A 14,731-nucleotide genomic window follows, 5' to 3' on the forward strand; every position below is an offset into this window, starting at 1 on the left:
TTCTCTAAGGAAAGCCCCGTGTCCCTCCAGACATCTCCCCACCCCGCGCAGGTCGCCCCGGCGTCCGCCCCCTTCCTCGACGTACGCGACCTGCGGGTGCACTTCCCGACCGAGGACGGGATCGTGAAGTCCGTCGACGGCGTCTCCTTCACCCTGGAGAAGGGGAGCACCCTCGGCATCGTCGGCGAGTCCGGTTCGGGGAAGTCGGTGACCTCGCTGGCCCTGCTGGGCCTGCACAAGGGCACCCGCGCCCAGGTCTCCGGCGAGATCCGCCTGGAGGGCCGGGACCTCGTCGCCCTCCCGGAGCACGACATGCGCGCGCTGCGCGGCCGGACGGTCTCCATGATCTTCCAGGACCCGCTGTCCGCCCTGCACCCGTACTTCACCGTCGGCGCCCAGATCGCCGAGGCGTACCAGGTGCACCACAGGGTCTCCAAGAAGGAGGCCCGGGACCGGGCCGTGGAGATGCTGAAGCGGGTCGGCATCCCGCAGCCCGACCGGCGGGCGAAGGACTATCCGCACCAGTTCTCCGGCGGCATGCGGCAGCGCGCCATGATCGCCATGTCCCTGGTCTGCGACCCGGCGCTGCTCATCGCCGACGAACCCACCACCGCCCTCGACGTCACCGTCCAGGCCCAGATTCTGGACCTGATCCGCGATCTCCAGGAGGAGTTCGGCTCCGCCGTCATCCTCATCACCCACGACCTCGGGGTGGTGGCCGACATCGCCGACGACATCCTGGTGATGTACGGCGGCCGCCGCATCGAGTACGGCAGTGTGCGGGACGTCCTCACCCGGCCCGAACACCCCTACACCTGGGGCCTGTTGGAGTCGATGCCGCACATCGGCGGGGACGTGGAGCGGCGGCTGAACCCGATCGCCGGATCCCCGCCCAGCCTGATCGACCTGCCGAGCGGCTGCGCCTTCCACCCCCGCTGCACCTTCAAGGGGTGGGTGCCCCACGGCCTGTGCGCGGCGGAGCGGCCCGAACTGCTGGCGGTGGCGGGCACCGACCGGCACATCGCGGCCTGCCATCTGACCGCGGAGACCAAGCGGGAGATCCGCGGACGTAGGGCCGCCCAGTGACGGCGGCGGACGAACAGGAGCATGCCGTGAGCAGCACCCAGCACCTTCCCGGACAGACCGCCGTTCCCGCCGACGGGCCCTCGGCCGGCGAGAACCTGCTGGAGGTCCGCGGTCTCACCAAGCACTTCCCCATCCGGCAGGGCATCGTCTTCCAGCGGCAGGTGGGAGCCGTACGAGCGGTCGACGGCGTCGACTTCACCGTCGGGGCCGGCCGGTCGCTGGGCCTGGTCGGTGAGTCCGGCTGCGGCAAGTCGACCACGGGCCGGCTGGTCACCCGGCTGCTGGAACCCACCGCGGGCAGCGTCCTGTTCGACGGCGAGGACATCACCCACACGCCCGAGGCACGGATGAAGGAGGCCCGCCGGAACCTCCAGATGATCTTCCAGGACCCCTACTCCTCGCTGAACCCCCGGCACACCGTCGGCACCATCGTCGAGACCCCGATGCGGCTCAACGGCATCAACCCGCCCCAGGGCCACAAGAAGCGCGCCCAGGAACTGCTGGAGACGGTGGGTCTCAACCCCGAGCACTACAACCGCTACCCGAACGAGTTCTCCGGCGGCCAGCGTCAGCGCATCGGCATCGCCCGCGCGCTCGCCCTGCGGCCCAAGCTCATCGTGGCCGACGAACCCGTCTCCGCGCTGGACGTCTCCATCCAGGCGCAGATCGTCAACCTGCTCCAGGACCTCCAGCGGGAGTTCGGCATCGCGTTCGTCTTCATCGCCCACGACCTCGCCGTCGTACGGCACTTCTGCGAGCGGGTCGCGGTGATGTACCTGGGGAAGGTCGTCGAGGTCGCCGACCGGCAGACCCTCTACACCCGGCCGCGGCACCCCTACACCCACGCCCTGCTGTCCGCCGTGCCGGAGCCCGACCCGGACGGCACCCGGCGACGTGAGCGCATCCGGCTGGCCGGGGACGTACCCTCCCCGGTCGACCCGCCCTCGGGCTGCCGCTTCCGCCCCCGCTGCTGGAAGGCCCAGGCCAAGTGCGCCGCCGAGGAACCGCCGCTGGTCCGTATCTCCGGGAACCCCGACGGGCACCTGACCGCCTGTCACTTCCCGGAGGAGCCGTCCGTCGAGGCCCGTGCGCAGGACATCGTCCTGGACCCGGCGCTCAGCGGGTCGGCGGAGAGCCCTGCCAGTTCCTCGTAGGGGTACGGCGTAAGCCTGCTGTGCCGCTCGATGCGGCGGTGGAAGCCGCCGAGCGTCGCGGCGACTCGTGCGTGCCGTGAGATCAGAGCGGCGGCGGCCCGGGGAATCCCCTCGGGGCGCCGCCCGTCGGCGCAGTCGCGGATGAAGGCCTCGCGCTCGTCCCTGGCGTACCCGTACAGGTCCACGACGAGCCAGTGCACCAGGTACGAGCGGACGTAGGCGCGGTCGTAGCCGCGATGGCGGTCGAGGAAGTCGCGCTCCTCGGCGGTGAGCCGGAAGCGGTCCGAGACGGCGAGGCCGTAGTCGGCGAGGTGGAGCCGGCGGCCGTCGGTGAGGACGTTGCGGAAGTGGGCGTCGAAGTGCACGAGGCCCTGTCCGTGCAGGAAGTCGGTGAGCTCCACGAGTTGCTTCTCCACCAGGGCGCACGCGGCCTCGGCGCCGTCCGTGCGCAACCGGGCGTGGAACCAGTCGTGCAGGGTGTGCGGGACGTGCTCCAGGAACAGGGTGAGGCTCGCGGAGGCCGTGCGCAGCGCCTCGATGTGCTCGCCGACCTGGCGTGCGCCCCAGTACGCGATCGCCGCGTCCACGTCCGCCAGTTCGTCGGGGAGGGGACGTGGCGGGTGGGGCAGCACGCGCCAGTGACGCATGAGCGGGAAGCCCGAACAGCGCCCGGACAGCACCCAGTCGGTCGTCATCTCGTGCACGGCCAGCTCCCGCCAGGCGCCGAAGCCGGGGCCGCAGACGGCTCCGATGCCGTAGTGGCAGAACGGCGGCGCGCCGAAGAGGTCCGCGGTGGAGCGGACGTGGTGCGGGAGCAGTTCACGATCGGTGAGCGGCACCTGCTTCACGAAGACGCGGGTGCCGTCCACGTCCACCAGCACGCACCGGCCGCCGACACCGGTCGCGGAGGGTGTCCCCGAGGCCACGAGGTCCGCGAGGCCGCCGTCGCTCAGGAGGGCGAGGGCGGCGGCGGTGTCGGCATGGGTGGTGAGACGCGCGCTGGAGGTCATGGCTCCATGACTGCCCGTCAGCTCGCCGCGTAGTTGCGCAGGAACAGGGCCTCGGTCACCGACAGGCGCTCCAACTCCTGCGGGGACACGCTCTCGTTGACGGCGTGGATCTGGGCCTCGGGCTCGCTCAGGCCGATCAGGAGGATCTCGGCGTGCGGGTAGAGCGCGGCGAGGGTGTTGCACAGGGGGATGGAGCCGCCCTGGCCGGCGTACTGCATCTCCTGGCCCGGGTAGGCGACCGCCATCGCGTCGGCCATCGCCGCGTAGGCCGGGCTGGTCGTGTCGGCCGCGAAGGCCTGGCCCTGGCCGATCTGCTCGGTGCGCACCCGGGCGCCCCACGGCGTGTGCGTCTCGAGGTGGGCCTGGAGCAGCTTGGTCGCCTCGGCCGCGTCCACGCCCGGCGGCACGCGGAGGCTGACCAGTGCACGGGCGCTGGCCTGCACCGACGGGGTGGCGCCGACGACCGGCGGGCAGTCGATGCCGAGGACCGTCACGGCGGGGCGCGCCCAGATGCGGTCGGCGACCGTGCCGCTGCCGATCAGCTCGACGCCGTCCAGGACCTTGGCGTCCTTGCGGAACTGCTCCTCGTCGTACTGGAGCCCCTCCCAGCGGGACTCGGGAGCCAGCCCCTCGACGGTCGTCGAGCCGTCCTCGGCGCGCAGCGAGTCCAGGACGCGGATCAGCGCGGCCAGCGCGTCGGGGGCCGCGCCGCCGAACTGACCGGAGTGCAGGTTCCCGGCGAGGGTGTCGATCTGTACCCGGAGCAGGGTCATGCCGCGCAGCGTGGCGGTCACCGTCGGCAGGCCGACGCGGAAGTTGCCCGCGTCGCCGATGACGACGGTGTCGGCCTCCAGGAGCTCGGGGTGCTGCTCGGCGTAGCGCTCCAGACCGCCGGTGCCCATCTCCTCCGAGCCCTCGGCGATCACCTTGACGTGCACCGGCACGCCGCCGTTGGCCTTGAGCGCGCGCAGGGCGAGCAGATGCATGATCACGCCGCCCTTGCAGTCGGCGGCGCCGCGCCCGTACCAGCGGCCGTCGCGCTCGGTCAGCTCGAAGGGCGGGGTGGTCCAGGCGGCCTCGTCCAGCGGCGGCTGCACGTCGTAGTGGGCGTAGAGCAGGACGGTCTTGGCGCCCTCGGGGCCGGGCAGGTAGCCGTACACCGACTGGGTGCCGTCGGGGGTGTCGAGCAGGGCCACGTCCTCGAAGCCCTCGGCGGTGAGCGCGTCGGCGACCCAGCGGGCGGCGCCCTCGCTCTCGCTCCTGGGGAACTGGTCGAAGTCCGCCACCGACTTGAAGGCCACCAGCTCGGTGAGTTCCGCCCGCGCGCGGGGCATCAGCGAGGCGACGGTCTCGGCGACCGGATTCGACGACATGGGCACGCTCCTTGTGGGTGCGACGTTGTACCGATGAGTGCCGTAGATCCTCCCACAGTGGCCTGTGGGGACGTCCGCCGTAGGATGCGGGGGACAGGTGCCAGAGCGGCTTGACCGGGAGCAGTAGACCATCGTGAGCAGCGAGAACTCTTCGGCGGACGACGTGCAGCGGGTGTGGGACGTCGTCGTGGTGGGCGCGGGACCCGCGGGGGCCTCGGCCGCCTACGCGGCGGCCGTCGCGGGACGGCGCGTGCTGTTGCTGGAGAAGGCGGAGCTGCCCCGCTACAAGACGTGCGGCGGCGGCATCATCGGACCCTCCCGCGACTCGCTGCCACCCGGCTTCGAGCTGCCGTTCCGTGACCGGGTGCACGCGGTCACGTTCTCCAACAACGGCCGCTTCACCCGGACCCGCCGCTCCAAGCACATGCTGTTCGGGCTGATCAACCGGCCGGAGTTCGACCAGCAGCTCGTCGAGCACGCCCAGAAGGCGGGCGCCGAGCTGCGCACCGGCGTCACCGTCCAGCGCGTCGAGCAGCACGGCTCGGCGGTCCCGGACCGGCGCACGGTCGCCGTGGTGCTCCAGGGCGGCGAGACGGTGCTGGCCCGGGCTGTGGTCGGGGCCGACGGCAGCGCCAGCCGGATAGGAGCGCACGTCGGGGTCAAGCTCGACCAGGTGGATCTGGGCCTGGAGGCGGAGATCCCGGTGCCGGAGACCGTCGCCGAGGACTGGAAGGGGCGGGTGCTCATCGACTGGGGCCCGATGCCCGGCAGTTACGGCTGGGTGTTCCCCAAGGGCGACACCCTGACCGTCGGGGTGATCTCCGCGCGCGGCGAAGGCGCGGCCACCAAGCGGTACTTGGAGGACTTCATCGGGCGGCTGGGACTCGCCGGCTTCGAACCGAGCATCTCCTCCGGCCACCTGACCCGCTGCCGTGCCGAGGACTCGCCGCTGTCGCGCGGGCGGGTGCTGGTGTGCGGGGACGCGGCCGGGCTTCTTGAACCGTGGACGCGCGAGGGCATCTCCTTCGCGCTGCGCTCGGGCCGGCTCGCGGGGGAGTGGGCGGTGCGGATCTCGGAGGCGCACGACGCGGTGGACACGCGGCGCCAGGCCCTGAACTACGCGTTCGCGATCAAGGCGGGGCTCGGCGTCGAGATGAGCGTCGGCAAGCGGCTGCTGACCGTGTTCGAGCGCCGCCCCGGACTGTTCCACGCGGCCCTGACCGGATTCCGGCCCGCGTGGAACGCGTTCAAGGACATCACCCAGGGCGCGACCACACTGGGCGAGATGGTCCGGGGCCGGCCGATGGCCCAGCGGGCCCTGGCGGCGCTGGACCCGCGTCCGGAGCGTCCCGAGCAGCCGGAGCGTCCGGCGGGCGACGAGGCGGCTTCCTGACCGTGCGCGGGGGCCGCCCCTGCCCGGTGGCCCCTTGGTGGTCCCCGGTGGTCACTTGGCGGGCGTGATCCGGAAGACGGGGTGGTCCGGCGCGATGCGGCGCAGGTCGGCGTCGGGGGAGTCGGGGCCGACCCCGTTGAAGAAGACGCCGACCTCGGCCTTCCAGCGCTTGAGGTAGGCGCGCAGCAGCGGGACCTTCTCGTCGTCGGTCACCTCGGTCGCGGTGAAGACGTCCACGGCCTTGCCGAGCCGCAGCTCGCCGCCGCCGGCCGCGCGCATGTTGTGGGTCCACTGCACATGGCCCCGCGGGGCGACCAGGTACTGCGCGCCGTCCACGGTCAGCAGGTTCACCGGGGTGGTCCGCCACTCGCCGCTCTTGCGGCCGCGGACCGCCAGGACCCGGGAGCCCCAGACGCTCAGACCACGGCGGGTCAGCCAGGACACGGCCCGGTTGAAGACGTTGACGGTGAACCAGCCGGGCTTCTGGACGTGCGTGGACATGGGAACCCCCAGGTGTGGGAGAGGGGTGCTCTCGTCTGTGAGCACTGCTCTCGTTTCGTGCTTCAGTCTGCACCCCGTCACCTGTCGGCGCAAGAGCACTGCTCTCGTTTCTGTGCACTGATCTGTTTTCGTGGAAGACTGGTCCGCATGAGCACCGCACACGGAAGCGCGACGCGCGGCGCCCGGGCGCGCGCCCGGATCGAGGTCACCGCCGCCATCAAGGACGAGGCACGCCGGCAACTCGCCGCGGACGGAGCGGCGAAGCTCTCGCTGCGGGCCGTGGCGCGTGAGCTCGGCATGGTCTCCTCCGCCCTGTACCGCTACTTCCCCAGCCGCGACGACCTGCTGACCGCACTCATCATCGACGCCTACGACTCCCTCGGCGAGGCGGCCGAGCAGGCGCACGGCGCGGTCGCCGACGCCGGTCCCGCCCGGCGCTGGACGGCCGTCTGCGAGGCCGCCCGCGGCTGGGCCCTCGCGCACCCCCACGAGTACGCGCTGATCTACGGCACACCGGTCCCCGGCTACAAGGCCCCCGACTCCACGGTCCCGGCCGCCGCCCGGGTCGCCCTCCTCTTGATCGGCATCGTGCGCGAGACGCACCAGGGCACCGGCCTGAGCGAGCCGCCGTTCCCCGCCGACCTACGCCCCGAGGCCGAGCGGATCGCCGCCGACATCGCCCCCGACCTGCCCCCGGCCGTGGCGGCCGCCCTCGTCGCGGCCTGGGCCCAGCTGTTCGGCCTGATCGGCTTCGAGCTGTTCGGCCAGTTCCACCGGGTCGTGGAGGACCGCGAGACGTTCTTCCACCACGCGGCCGCCCGACTCGCCCACGGCGTGGGCCTGCCGGACGAGTGAGCGCCGCGAGGACCGAGTCCTAGGGCACCGGCAGCGGCAGCAGGATCGGGTCCTGGTGCAGGATCCGTTCGTGCAGGGAGCGGAGTGCGGGGCCGGGGTCCGTGCCCATCGCCTCGGCCAGGCGTCGCCGTGCGGACTCGTAGGCGGCGAGCGCGTCCGTGGGGCGGCCGGTGCGGCACAGGGCGAGCATCAGCAGCTCGACGAGGCGTTCCCGCAAGGGGTGGACCGCGACGAGCCGGACCAGTTCATGGACGTACTCGAAGGAGCGGCCCAGTTCGATCGCCCCGGCCAGGCGCGCCTCCAGGACGGTGATCCGCTTCTCCGTCCAGCGCAGCCGCTCCGCCGCCAGGTACGGCGCCCGCAGGCCCTCGGCGAACTCCCCGCGCCACAACTCCTCCGCCCGGTCGACGAGTTCACCCGCCCGCTCCCACTCCCCGGCGTCCCGTGCCGCCAGCGCCTCGTCCACCAGCAGGCGCCGCTCGTGAAGGTCGTCCGCCCGCACGCCGGTGAGCCGGTATCCGGCACCGGTCCACGACAGCTCCGGCCCGTCCCGGAGCGCCCGGCGCAGCCCTGAGACGTACTTCTGCACGAGGTTGCGCACATGGACGGGCGGTGCGCCGCCCCACACGGCCTCGACCAGACCGTCGTAGGACAGCGGGCGCCCCTCCTGGAGGAGCAGGACCGCGAGGATCGCGCGCTGCTTCGGCGGGCCGAGGGGGATCTCCACGCCGTCGCGCAGGGCGCGCAGCGGTCCCAGCAGCTCCATGCGCAGGGCGTGGGACGCCCCGCTCGTGCGCTCAGCCATCGCCTCGGCCCTCCCCCTCGCCCATGGGATCGAGACTAACCCGGACGCCGTCTTCCAGTGGATCTTCCAGCGGGTCTTCCAGCGGACGGGCGGACGGTGGGCGGCGGCACCCCGGGTGCCCGTCCCGATCTCCTGACGAAGGGTCCGCCCATGCTCACCCGCCTCGGCCGACTGGCCGTGCGGTACAGCCGTGCCGTATTGATCGGCGTGCTGCTCCTGTTCATCGGCCTCGGCGTGTACGGCGCCGGTGCGCAGGACGACCTCGACCTCTCGCGCTGGAGCGCGCCGGGCACCGAATCGGTGCGGGCCGGCGACCTGTTGCGCGACGACTTCGGCACCGGCAACCCCAATCTGGCCTTGCTCGTCACGGCCGGGGACGGTGACGTGGACAGCTCGCGCACCGAGCGCGCCGGCCGCGAACTCGCCGCGGAAGTGGGGCGGTTGCCGCTCGTCACCGACGTCACCTCCTACTGGGACGCCGACAGCCCCGCCCTGCGCGGCGAGGACGGGCGCCACGCCCTGATCCTCGCCCGCCTCGAAGGCACCGCCACCGAGACCCGCGAGGAACTCGTCACGCTGTCCCCGCGGTTGACCCGCACCACCGCCGATCTCGACGTCCGGGTCGGCGGCCAGGAGGAGATCTCGCGGCAGGTCGGACAGGAGGCCCGCAGCGATTTCCTGCGCGCGGAGGCGTTCGCCCTGCCCGCCGTCCTGCTCCTGCTGATCCTCGTCTACCGGCGCACCACGGCCGCCCTGCTGACGATCGCCGTGGGACTGCTGTCCGTCGTGGCCACGCTCGCCGGGCTGCGGGCGATCGCGCAGGTCACCGAGGTCTCGACATTCGCCGCGAACATCGCGCTCGTCCTCGGTCTCGGACTGGGCGTCGACTACAGCCTGTTCGTCATCAACCGCTACCGCGAGGAACGCGCGGCCGGACACGCCCAGCAGCAGGCCGTGGTCCGGGCGACGGCCGTGGCCGGCCGCACGGTGGTCTTCAGCGGGGTGACGGTCGCCGTGTCGCTGTGCGCGCTGCTGGTGTTCCCGTTCTTCTTCCTCAGCTCGTTCGCGTACGCCGGAGTGCTCGTCGTGCTCAGCGCGATCGGCGGCGCGGTGATCCTGCTGCCGGCCGCGCTGGCCCGCTGGGCCACCGGGTCGAGCGCCCCACCGCGCCGGCCTCCGGCTTCTGGCACCGCACCGCCCTCGCGGCCATGCGCCGCCCCCTCCTGGCCGGCGCCGGCGTCCTCACCGTCCTCCTCGTCGCCGCCTCACCCGTGCTCGGCCTGCGCTTCGGCCTCCCCGACGAACGCACCCTGCCCGCGGGCACCTCCGCGCGCACCACCTCCGAGACCATCCACCGCGAGTTCGCCGCCGAGCCCACCGACACCGTCCAGATCGTGCTCGCCGAACCCGCCGACACCGGTGCCTACGCCGCCCGGCTCTCCCGTATCCCCGGCATCTTCCAGGTCGACGCCCCCGACGGCCGCTACCAGGACGGCCGGTACACCGGCGCCCCCGGCCAGGACCGGCTGACGGCCCCCGACGGCCGAGCGCGCCTGGCCGTCGTACCCACCCAGCAGGCCCTGTACGACGACGTCCCCGCCCTCGTCGACCGCATCCGGGACACCCCGGCCCCCGCCACCGCCCTCGTCGGCGGTTACCCGGGCGAGACCACCGACTTCCGCGCCACGCTCCTGGACCGGCTGCCGCTCGCCGTCGGGCTCGTGCTGGGGGCGACGTACGTGATCCTCTTCCTGATGACCGGCAGCGTGCTGCTGCCCCTGAAGGCGACCGTGCTCAACCTGCTGAGCCTGTCCGTGATGTTCGGCTGCCTGGTGTGGGTCTTCCAGGACGGCCACCTGTCCGGGCTGCTCGGCTTCACCCCCACCGGGTCGATCGAGCCGAGCATCCCGGTGCTGATGTTCTGCGTGGCCTACGGCCTGTCCATGGACTACGAGGTCTTCCTGCTGGCACGGATCAAGGAGGAGCACGACCGGACCGGCGACACCGAGCGGGCGGTCGCCGAGGGCATCCGGCGCAGCGCCCCGCTGATCACCGCCGCGGCCGGGATCCTCGCGCTGTCCTTCCTGTCGTACGCCACCGGCGGCGTCGTCTTCCTCAAGGAACTCGGCATCGGCACGGCCCTGACGATCCTGGTCGACGCCACCCTCATCCGCGTCGTGCTGCTCCCGGTGACGATGCGACTGGCGGGACGGGCGAACTGGTGGGCGCCGCGGCCGCTGCGCAGGCTGCGAGTGAAGGAGCCCGGCGCGGGGGTCGACGTACTTCGCGGGGAGTACGTGTGATCACCTCGCCGGGCGGACGCCGGCCGGGCCCGGGGCGTCTAGCGTGGCCGGTATGGACGAGCGGCAGGTGGGCGGGAGCGGTCCGCCCCGGTGGTGGCGGCACAGCCCGCCGTGGCTGACGGGCGGGGACGAGGTGGACCGGAGCACCCGGTGGCCCTGGCTGTCCACCGTGCTGCTGACGCTCTTCGTGATGGGCGGGTCGAACTACGCGGCCGAACAGCAGATCGACGAGCGGGCCGCCCTCGATCCCTTCGCCCGGCTGCTGCTCCTCGCCGGATCGCTCCTGCTGCTGTGGCGGCACCGGAACCCGGTCCTGGTCGTCTTCGGCACGTCCGCCGCCGCCATGCTCTATCTCGGCGCCGGATACCCGTACGGGCCGATCTTCCTGGCCGTCGCCCTCGCTTGCTTCAGCGCTGTGGTCACAGGGCGGCGCCGGGCCGCCTGGGCGGCGGTGGGGATGCTGTGGGCCGGACACGTGCTGGTCGCTCACTGGCTGTACCGGTGGCTGCCGCCGTCCGGCGACGACGCGGCCTCCTGGGGCGCGGAGGTCGTGGTCGTCACCTGGATGGTGGCGATCCTGGCCGTGTCGGAGCTGGCCCGCACCCGCCGTGAGCAGTGGGTCCGCGAGCGGGCCGAGCGGGCGCAGGCGGCCCGGCGGCGGGCCGACGAGGAGCGGCTGCGCATGGCCCGCGAACTGCACGACGTGCTCGCGCACAGCATCTCCGTCATCAACGTGCAGGCGGGCGTCGGCCTCGCGCTCCTGGACACCGACCCCGAACAGGCCCGCACCGCGCTCACCACCATCAAGGCTGCCAGCAAGGAGGCGCTCGGCGAGGTCCGCCAGGTCCTCGACACGCTGCGCACACCGGGCGACGCGCCGCGCGCGCCCGCGCCCGGCCTCGACCGGCTGCCCGAGCTGGTGCAGCAGGCGGCGGGCGCGGGCCTCACCGTCGACGTCGAGGGCGACCCGCCCCGCCTCGCGCCCGGCACCGACCTCGCGGCCTTCCGTATCGTCCAGGAAGCACTGACCAACGTCGTACGGCACTCCGGATCGCGGAACGCGCGCGTGCGGCTCGACCGGGCCGACGGGACCACGCTCCGGCTGCGGATCGACGACGACGGACCCGCGACCGGCGCCGACGCGGGCGGCAGCGGCAACGGTCTGGCCGGAATGCGGGAGCGGGCGGCCGCGCTGGGTGGCACGATCGAGGCCGGTCCGCGCGCCGACGGAGGGTTCCGGGTGCTGGCCGTACTGCCGTTGAACGTCAAGGCCGAGGGGGACGACCGGTGATCCGTGTACTGCTCGCCGACGACCAGTCACTGGTGCGGGCCGGCTTCCGGGCGCTGCTCGACGCGCAGCCGGACATCGAGGTGGCCGGGGAGGCCGCCGACGGCGAGCAGGCCGTGCGCGCGGTGCGTGAACTGCGCCCCGATGTCGTCCTGATGGACATCCGTATGCCGCTGCTCGACGGACTGGCCGCCACCCGGCGCATCACCGAGGACACCGCGCTCGGGCAGGTCAAGGTGGTCATGCTGACCACCTTCGAACTCGACGAGTACGTCTTCGAGGCGATCCGCTCGGGCGCCTCCGGCTTCCTGGTCAAGGACACCGAACCCGAGGAACTCCTGCGCGCCGTACGGTCGGTGGTCGGCGGCGACGCGCTGCTCTCACCCGGGGTGACGCGCCGGCTGATCGCCGAGTTCGCCGCCCGCTCCAAGGAGCCGGCGGCCGGGGACGCGCTGGCCGAACTCACCGAGCGGGAACGGGAGGTGATGGCCCTGGTCGGCATCGGTCTGTCCAACGAGGAGATCGCCCGCCGCCTGGTGGTCAGCCCGCTCACCGCCAAGACCCACGTCAGCCGCACGATGGTCAAGCTGGGCGCCCGGGACCGGGCCCAACTCGTCGTGCTGGCCTACGAGTCGGGGTTGGTGCGGCCGGGCTGGCTGGGCTGAGGACGCTCCTCGCGGAACCGCACCAGCACGCTGATCACCCGCGCGGCGAAGAGGACGGGCGCCACCACCATGCCGACGCGCAGCAGCACGAGCTCCAGCGTGCGCGGCAGGTCGAACAGCAGCGCCGGACCGGCCACCGCCCCGAAGCACACCGCCGCCAGGAACACCGCGCTGACCAGCGCGTACCCGATCTCGACGGTGATCGCGTCCCGTTCGGCCTGACCGCGCCGTCCCCCGTAAGTCTCCATCCTGCGAGTCTCACAGGCGTGTGCCCGGCGGAGCAAGCAAGCGGCTCCGCCGGGCACACGGTGTCAGGAGACGTCCCCTCCTAGTCGCGTACGGGTACGCGCTCCGTCTCCTCCTCCTGGGCGGTGGACCTGGCGACCACGACGGACTGCTGCGGGCGGCGCGCGGCGCGCAGTCCCGTGAGGGTGATCAGCAGTCCGGCGGCGGCGACGGCGGTGACCACGACGAGTCCGGGCCGGTAGCTGTCGAGGACGGCCTGCGGGGTGGCGTTCTCGGGGGCGCCCGCGGTCACCACCGCGGTCACGATGGCCAGGAAGATCGCCCCGCCGACCTGGACCGAGGTGTTCAGCAGACCGGAGACCATGCCCTGCTCGTGGTCGTCGACGCCGTTGGTGGCCTGGATGTTGAGCGAGGGGAAGACCAGCGCGCAGGCGGCGCCGATGAGGAGCATCGACGGCAGGATCACGGCGGCGTACACCGGGTCGAGGTCGACCTGCAGGAACAGGGCGTATCCGACGACCATCAGCCCGAAGCCCACCGGGAGCAGCCGCTGGGTGCCGAACCGGTCGACGATCGAGCCCATCTTCGTCGCGGACAACGCCACCAGCGCGCCCGCGGGCAGGAAGGCCAGCGCGGTGTGCAGAGCCGACCAGCCGAGCAGCGACTGCATGTACAGGGTGACCAGGAACTGGAAGCCGATGTACGACCCGAAGAAGAACATCGCGCCGAGCTGGGCGCGGATCTGGATGCCGGAGCGCAGCACGCCGAGCCGGATCAGCGGGCCCGCGGAGCGCCGCTCGACCAGGACGAAAACCGTCAGCAGGACGGCCACGGCGAGGAAGGACAGCAGGGTGCGGGCCGAGGTCCAGCCGACCTCCGGAGCCTGGACGACGGTGAAGACCAGCAGCAGCATCGAGGCGGTGCCGAGGACGGCGCCGGGGATGTCGTAGCCGTTGTGGTCCTTCTCGCGGGCGCTGCGCGGCAGCAGCTTCAGACCGGCGATCAGGGCGATCAGGGCGATGGGCGCGGGCAGCAGCATGGTCAGGCGCCAGCTGGCCTCGGTGAGCAGGCCGGACAGGACCAGGCCCATGGAGAAGCCGGTGGCGGCGCAGGTGGTGTAGATGGACAGGGCGCGGTTGCGCAGCGGGCCCTCGGGGAAGGTCGTGGTGATGATCGACAGGCCCGCCGGTGCGGTGAAGGCCGCGCTCAGGCCCTTGATGAAGCGGCTGGCTATCAGCAGCGGCCCGGAGTCGACGAGCCCGCCGAGCAGCGAGGCGAGCGCGAAGACACCCAGGGCGATCAGGAAGACCTGACGGCGGCCGAGGAGGTCGGCGGTCCGTCCACCGAGGAGCAGCAGGCCGCCGTAGCCGAGGATGTAGCCGCTGACGATCCATTGCAGCGTCGAGGTGGACAGGCCGAGGTCGGAGCCGATGGACGGCAGGGCGACGCCGACCATCGACACGTCCAGCGCGTCCAGGAACATCGCGGCGCAGAGCACCAGGAGGGTGCCCCACAGCCGGGGAGTCCAGCGGACCGTCGAGGAGCGGTCCGCGGAAGTGGTGAGCGGAGAGGTCATGCCGGAGAGGCTACATGCGTATGCATCGAATGCAAACGCATTTAATTCCAATGCAATAAACTGGTTTCTCTGCTACGGTGCGCTCCATGGCGGCGAAGAAGGCCGAGCGCACGCTCGCGGAACAGTGGCGGGAAATGCTGGCGCTGCACGCGCGCACCCAGTGCGAACTGGACCGTGCCCTGCATCAACACGGCCTGTGTGCCAGCGACTTCGAGGTGCTGGACGTGCTGGCCGGTGACGCGTGCGACTATCGCGTCCAGGAGATCTCCGAGCGGGTCCACCTCAGTCAGAGTGCCCTCTCGCGGCTGATCGCCCGCCTGGAGAAGGACGGGCTCCTGGAACGCTGCATGTGCCCCGAGGACCGGCGGGGCGTGCGGGTCTCGCTCACGGAGAAGGGGCGCGCGCTGCACGGCGACGTACTGCCGGTGCAGCGCGAGGTGCTCACGCGGATGCTGGCCTCGGGCTGATTCCCCCGG

At 72.3% G+C, this 14,731-nt stretch carries 16 protein-coding genes; 10 read left to right on the forward strand and 6 right to left on the reverse strand.

Annotated elements, in window-relative coordinates; all coding sequences use genetic code 11:
* The first annotated feature begins 18 nt into the window (after positions 1-18).
* Positions 19-1,086 carry an ABC transporter ATP-binding protein gene (locus K4B79_RS21340; protein WP_232028433.1) on the forward strand — a complete coding sequence of 356 codons (1,068 nt, stop codon included), beginning with the start codon at positions 19-21 and terminating at the stop codon, positions 1,084-1,086.
* Between the two features lie 26 nt (positions 1,087-1,112).
* Positions 1,113-2,240, forward strand: a complete 1,128-nt coding sequence (locus K4B79_RS21345) for an ABC transporter ATP-binding protein (RefSeq protein ID WP_232028434.1) — start codon at positions 1,113-1,115, stop codon at positions 2,238-2,240.
* Here K4B79_RS21345 and K4B79_RS21350 read toward each other — a convergent pair.
* Together K4B79_RS21350 and K4B79_RS21355 are read right to left on the reverse strand one after the other, a co-directional pair.
* Entirely contained in the window at positions 2,141-3,250 is a 1,110-nt protein-coding gene (locus tag K4B79_RS21350; RefSeq protein ID WP_232028435.1) for a protein kinase family protein, read from the reverse strand. The two genes, K4B79_RS21345 and K4B79_RS21350, sit on opposite strands and share 100 nt — an antisense overlap.
* Positions 3,251-3,267: 17 nt before the next feature.
* Positions 3,268-4,623, reverse strand: coding sequence for a dipeptidase (locus tag K4B79_RS21355; protein WP_232028436.1), 1,356 nt, complete (start codon positions 4,621-4,623; stop codon positions 3,268-3,270).
* 133 nt (positions 4,624-4,756) lie between these two features.
* Here K4B79_RS21355 and K4B79_RS21360 point away from each other — a divergent pair, with 133 nt between their 5' ends.
* Positions 4,757-6,016: a geranylgeranyl reductase family protein gene (locus tag K4B79_RS21360; protein ID WP_232028437.1), complete on the forward strand. Its 1,260-nt coding sequence runs from the start codon at positions 4,757-4,759 to the stop codon at positions 6,014-6,016.
* A 51-nt stretch (positions 6,017-6,067) separates the two neighbouring features.
* On the opposite strand, the gene K4B79_RS21365 is transcribed toward K4B79_RS21360, so the two are convergent.
* The gene (locus tag K4B79_RS21365; protein WP_232028438.1) at positions 6,068-6,517 is read right to left on the reverse strand and encodes a nitroreductase family deazaflavin-dependent oxidoreductase; all 450 of its coding nucleotides are present in this window, start codon (positions 6,515-6,517) and stop codon (positions 6,068-6,070) included.
* Between the two features lie 147 nt (positions 6,518-6,664).
* On the opposite strand from K4B79_RS21365, the gene K4B79_RS21370 reads away from it, so the two are divergent.
* A complete protein-coding gene (locus K4B79_RS21370) occupies positions 6,665-7,372 on the forward strand; it encodes a TetR/AcrR family transcriptional regulator (protein WP_232028439.1) in 708 nt (235 codons plus the stop codon).
* 19 nt (positions 7,373-7,391) lie between these two features.
* Here the strand turns inward: K4B79_RS21370 and K4B79_RS21375 are convergent, their stop codons facing one another.
* Positions 7,392-8,177, reverse strand: a complete 786-nt coding sequence (locus tag K4B79_RS21375) for an AfsR/SARP family transcriptional regulator (RefSeq protein ID WP_232028440.1) — start codon at positions 8,175-8,177, stop codon at positions 7,392-7,394.
* Between K4B79_RS21375 and K4B79_RS21380 the strand changes: the two genes are divergently transcribed.
* Genes K4B79_RS21380 through K4B79_RS21400 form a run of 5 tightly spaced genes read left to right on the forward strand, consistent with a single transcriptional unit; the run spans position 8,164 to position 12,433 of the window.
* Positions 8,164-8,313, forward strand: a complete 150-nt coding sequence (locus K4B79_RS21380; RefSeq protein WP_232028441.1) for a hypothetical protein — start codon at positions 8,164-8,166, stop codon at positions 8,311-8,313. The two genes, K4B79_RS21375 and K4B79_RS21380, sit on opposite strands and share 14 nt — an antisense overlap.
* A 14-nt stretch (positions 8,314-8,327) precedes the next feature.
* Complete coding sequence (locus K4B79_RS21385) at positions 8,328-9,707, forward strand: MMPL family transporter (RefSeq protein WP_232028442.1); 1,380 nt, start codon at positions 8,328-8,330, stop codon at positions 9,705-9,707.
* Positions 9,632-10,480: an MMPL family transporter gene (locus tag K4B79_RS21390; protein ID WP_232028892.1), complete on the forward strand. Its 849-nt coding sequence runs from the start codon at positions 9,632-9,634 to the stop codon at positions 10,478-10,480. The genes K4B79_RS21385 and K4B79_RS21390 overlap by 76 nt, the downstream gene beginning before the upstream one ends.
* Positions 10,481-10,532: 52 nt before the next feature.
* Positions 10,533-11,771, forward strand: a complete 1,239-nt coding sequence (locus K4B79_RS21395; RefSeq protein WP_232028443.1) for a sensor histidine kinase — start codon at positions 10,533-10,535, stop codon at positions 11,769-11,771.
* Complete coding sequence (locus tag K4B79_RS21400) at positions 11,768-12,433, forward strand: response regulator transcription factor (protein ID WP_232028444.1); 666 nt, start codon at positions 11,768-11,770, stop codon at positions 12,431-12,433. The genes K4B79_RS21395 and K4B79_RS21400 overlap by 4 nt, the downstream gene beginning before the upstream one ends.
* Here the strand turns inward: K4B79_RS21400 and K4B79_RS21405 are convergent.
* Together K4B79_RS21405 and K4B79_RS21410 are read right to left on the reverse strand one after the other, a co-directional pair.
* On the reverse strand, positions 12,394-12,681 hold the full coding sequence (locus tag K4B79_RS21405; protein WP_232028445.1) for a DUF6332 family protein: 288 nt from the start codon (positions 12,679-12,681) through the stop codon (positions 12,394-12,396). The two genes, K4B79_RS21400 and K4B79_RS21405, sit on opposite strands and share 40 nt — an antisense overlap.
* A gap of 80 nt (positions 12,682-12,761) precedes the next feature.
* Positions 12,762-14,255, reverse strand: coding sequence for an MFS transporter (locus tag K4B79_RS21410; protein WP_232028446.1), 1,494 nt, complete (start codon positions 14,253-14,255; stop codon positions 12,762-12,764).
* 86 nt (positions 14,256-14,341) lie between these two features.
* On the opposite strand from K4B79_RS21410, the gene K4B79_RS21415 reads away from it, so the two are divergent.
* Positions 14,342-14,722 carry a MarR family winged helix-turn-helix transcriptional regulator gene (locus K4B79_RS21415; protein WP_232028447.1) on the forward strand — a complete coding sequence of 127 codons (381 nt, stop codon included), beginning with the start codon at positions 14,342-14,344 and terminating at the stop codon, positions 14,720-14,722.
* Positions 14,723-14,731: the final 9 nt, after the last annotated feature.

The organism is Streptomyces lincolnensis (assembly GCF_021173675.1).
Classification (GTDB): domain Bacteria; phylum Actinomycetota; class Actinomycetes; order Streptomycetales; family Streptomycetaceae; genus Streptomyces; species Streptomyces lincolnensis_B.